Source organism: Actinophytocola sp. (genome assembly GCF_036402745.1).
GTDB lineage: Bacteria > Actinomycetota > Actinomycetes > Mycobacteriales > Pseudonocardiaceae > Actinophytocola.
The window spans coordinates 1-2,399 of the sequence record NZ_DASWSJ010000354.1; the positions used below are offsets into that span (position 1 = coordinate 1).

General features: G+C 72.4%; 2 protein-coding genes. One reads left to right on the forward strand and one right to left on the reverse strand.

What is annotated here, in order from left to right; translation table 11 throughout:
• Nucleotides 1-23: 23 nt before the first annotated feature.
• Complete coding sequence (locus tag VGD70_RS31855; protein ID WP_331087952.1) at nucleotides 24-1,409, reverse strand: alpha/beta hydrolase family protein; 1,386 nt, start codon at nucleotides 1,407-1,409, stop codon at nucleotides 24-26.
• 179 nt (nucleotides 1,410-1,588) lie between these two features.
• Between VGD70_RS31855 and VGD70_RS31860 the strand changes: the two genes are divergently transcribed.
• Nucleotides 1,589-1,981, forward strand: a complete 393-nt coding sequence (locus tag VGD70_RS31860) for a YciI family protein (protein WP_331087954.1) — start codon at nucleotides 1,589-1,591, stop codon at nucleotides 1,979-1,981.
• Nucleotides 1,982-2,399 lie beyond the last annotated feature (418 nt).

The following is a 2,399-nucleotide window of genomic DNA, read 5'->3' on the forward strand; positions in this document are numbered from 1 at the left end:
CTCGGTATCGGTGATCACTTCGCTCAGTGCGAAGGACGGGGCTGGTGACCAGGGCTGAACTCGGTGAACGCGGGCGGGCGGGGCAGGTCGGTGAAGGTCGCGAAGTCGAACACCCGCTGGAACGGCTCGGCCAGCCGGCCCGCCGCCGCGTTCAGCTGCGCCGGGTCCAGGCTCGGCCACCGGCCCGTCGCCACCCGCGCGAACAGGGCCCGCATCGCCACGATCTCCTCGGCCGCGCTGAACGCGCAGTGCGTCGCCCGGCCCGCCCACAGCTGGCGCAGGCTGCCCGGGTCACCGCGCCGCTCGACCTGGCCGGCGTACCAGCGCTCGTTGGCCGGGTCGGCGCCGTCGGCGATGTTGTGCAGGGTGAGCACCGGCGACGGCGTCGTGCCGCGCGGCACGGCGTAGCGGTACATCCACGCGAGCGCCTTCGGGTCCGGCGCGATGCGCGGCGCGGCTGCCAGCGCGTCGAGGTCGGCCTCGAGGTCCAGGCCGGCGTCGCGGTAGGCCTGGACCACCAGGTCGCGCTGGGTGGAGCGGGCGAGCTGGCGCCGGTAGTCCACGCCGGTGTTGAACGACGGGTTGCCGCCCGCCCGGCGCTCCAGGTCCACCCGGCCGACCGGGCCGAACGTGCCGACGAAGAACAGCTGGTCCAGCGCGGCCATCGCGCGCACCTGCCCCTCGACCGTCGGCGGCTTCGGCTGGTGCGCGGAGCCCCAGCCGTCGACGTTGCCGAAGCTGTTGGCGAGCGCCACCCGGGCGCGGCCCTGCGGCGAGTCGACCGCCGTGCCGACCGCGGCGTCGAGCGCCCCCACGCTGGCCGCGGCGTCACGCGGGCGCACGAGGTCGATGCCGGCGTCCGGGGCGAGCAGCGTGCGCAGCGCGAACGTGATGTCCAGCGACACGTTCCAGGTGCCGTTCAGGTCGAGCGGCCCGCACATCGCCGCCACGCCGTCGATCCGGCCCGGGTTGCGCTCGGCCAGCATGATGGCCAAGGCGGCACCCATCGACGAGCCGGTCGCGACCGTGCGGTGGGGCCTGCCGACGTGCCGGTCGACCCAGTCGAGCAGGTTGACCTGGTCCTCGAGCGCGTCCTGGACCACGAACCCGTTGCGGCCCTTGAAGTCCGACGCGGCGAGCGCGTAGCCGTGGTCGAGCAGCCACGCCTGCGTCTCGGCGCGGCCCGCGTGGCCGATGCCGCCGGGCACCTGGGGTGTGTAGTAGGGATGGCTGTAGAGCACGAGCGTGTGGTTCCACCGGGCCGGCACCTCGACCCGGAACTCGGCGCCGTCGATGGTGCCGGTGTAGGTGCGGGTCGCCTCGGTGGCCCGGGCGGGGGTGGTGAGCAGGGTGGCTACCAGGGTCGCGAGCAGCGCCACGGTGAGCGCTCGCCGGCGGGTCTTCGTCATCTCTTCGTCCTCTCCTGCGGGGTCGGTCCCGGATGGGTCGGAGCCGCCGCGGCGATTCGGACATCCCACGCGGAACTTTTTCCAGCTAAGTTTTTTGCCGCGGGCTGTCCCCGTGGGCCGACCGGCTCCGACGTCTCCGCGAGATGTGCCACCGGGGCACCACGGCTGGAGGAGTGACGATGAAGTACCTGATGCTCGCCTACACCAACGCGCAGGCCTGGCAGAACGCGCTGGCCGACTTCGACCCGAACGGCCCGCTGCCGCCGGACATCCAGGCCGCGTGCGAGTTCTACGGGGCGCTGGGCAAGGAGCTCACCGAGTCCGGCGAGTTCGTGACCACCGAGGGCCTGGCCCACCCGTCGCACACGAAGACGATCCGCCCGGGCGCCGCCGGCGCGGAGGTCACCGACGGGCCGTACGCCGAGGTCAAGGAGGTGCTGGCGAGCTACGCCATCATCGACTGCGAGAGCTACGACCGGGCCGTGGAGATCGGCGCCCGGGTAGCGGACGCGGTCGGCGACACCATCGAGATCCGCCCGATCATGGACGCGTTCGGCGCCCCCGACCTGTGACCGCTCCCAGCCCGTGCCCGTGCCGTGAGCGGGAGCGCCGGAGCGTTCGCCGTCTGGACTGACGAGCGCGCGCAGGCGCGCCAGCGCCGAGCACGCGAGGAGGGAAGACGGCGAGTAGCGGAGAAGCGAAGCGAACCATCCAACACAGTGAGCGAGAGTGACGGAGCGTTCGCCGTCTGGACGGAGGAGAAGCGCAGGCGCGCCAGCGCCGAGCATCGCACGGAGGAAGACGGCGAGTAGCGGAGAAGCGGAGCGAACAATCCAACACAGTGCACGAGAGGAGGGAAGACGGCGAGTAGCGCAGGAGCGGAGCGAACCATTCAACACAGGAGCGAACCGGTCAACACCGAGGGCCTGCTGCGCGACCTCGCGCCGCAGGTTCTCGGTGCGTTGGTGCGGCGGTTCGGCGACTTCGGCG

Excerpts from the sequence above, each read along its gene's own strand:
- VGD70_RS31855 (WP_331087952.1), bottom strand. The coding sequence starts at position 1,409 with ATGACGAAGACCCGCCGGCGAGCGCTCACCGTGGCGCTGCTCGCGACC.
- VGD70_RS31860 (WP_331087954.1), top strand. The coding sequence starts at position 1,589 with ATGAAGTACCTGATGCTCGCCTACACCAACGCGCAGGCCTGGCAGAAC.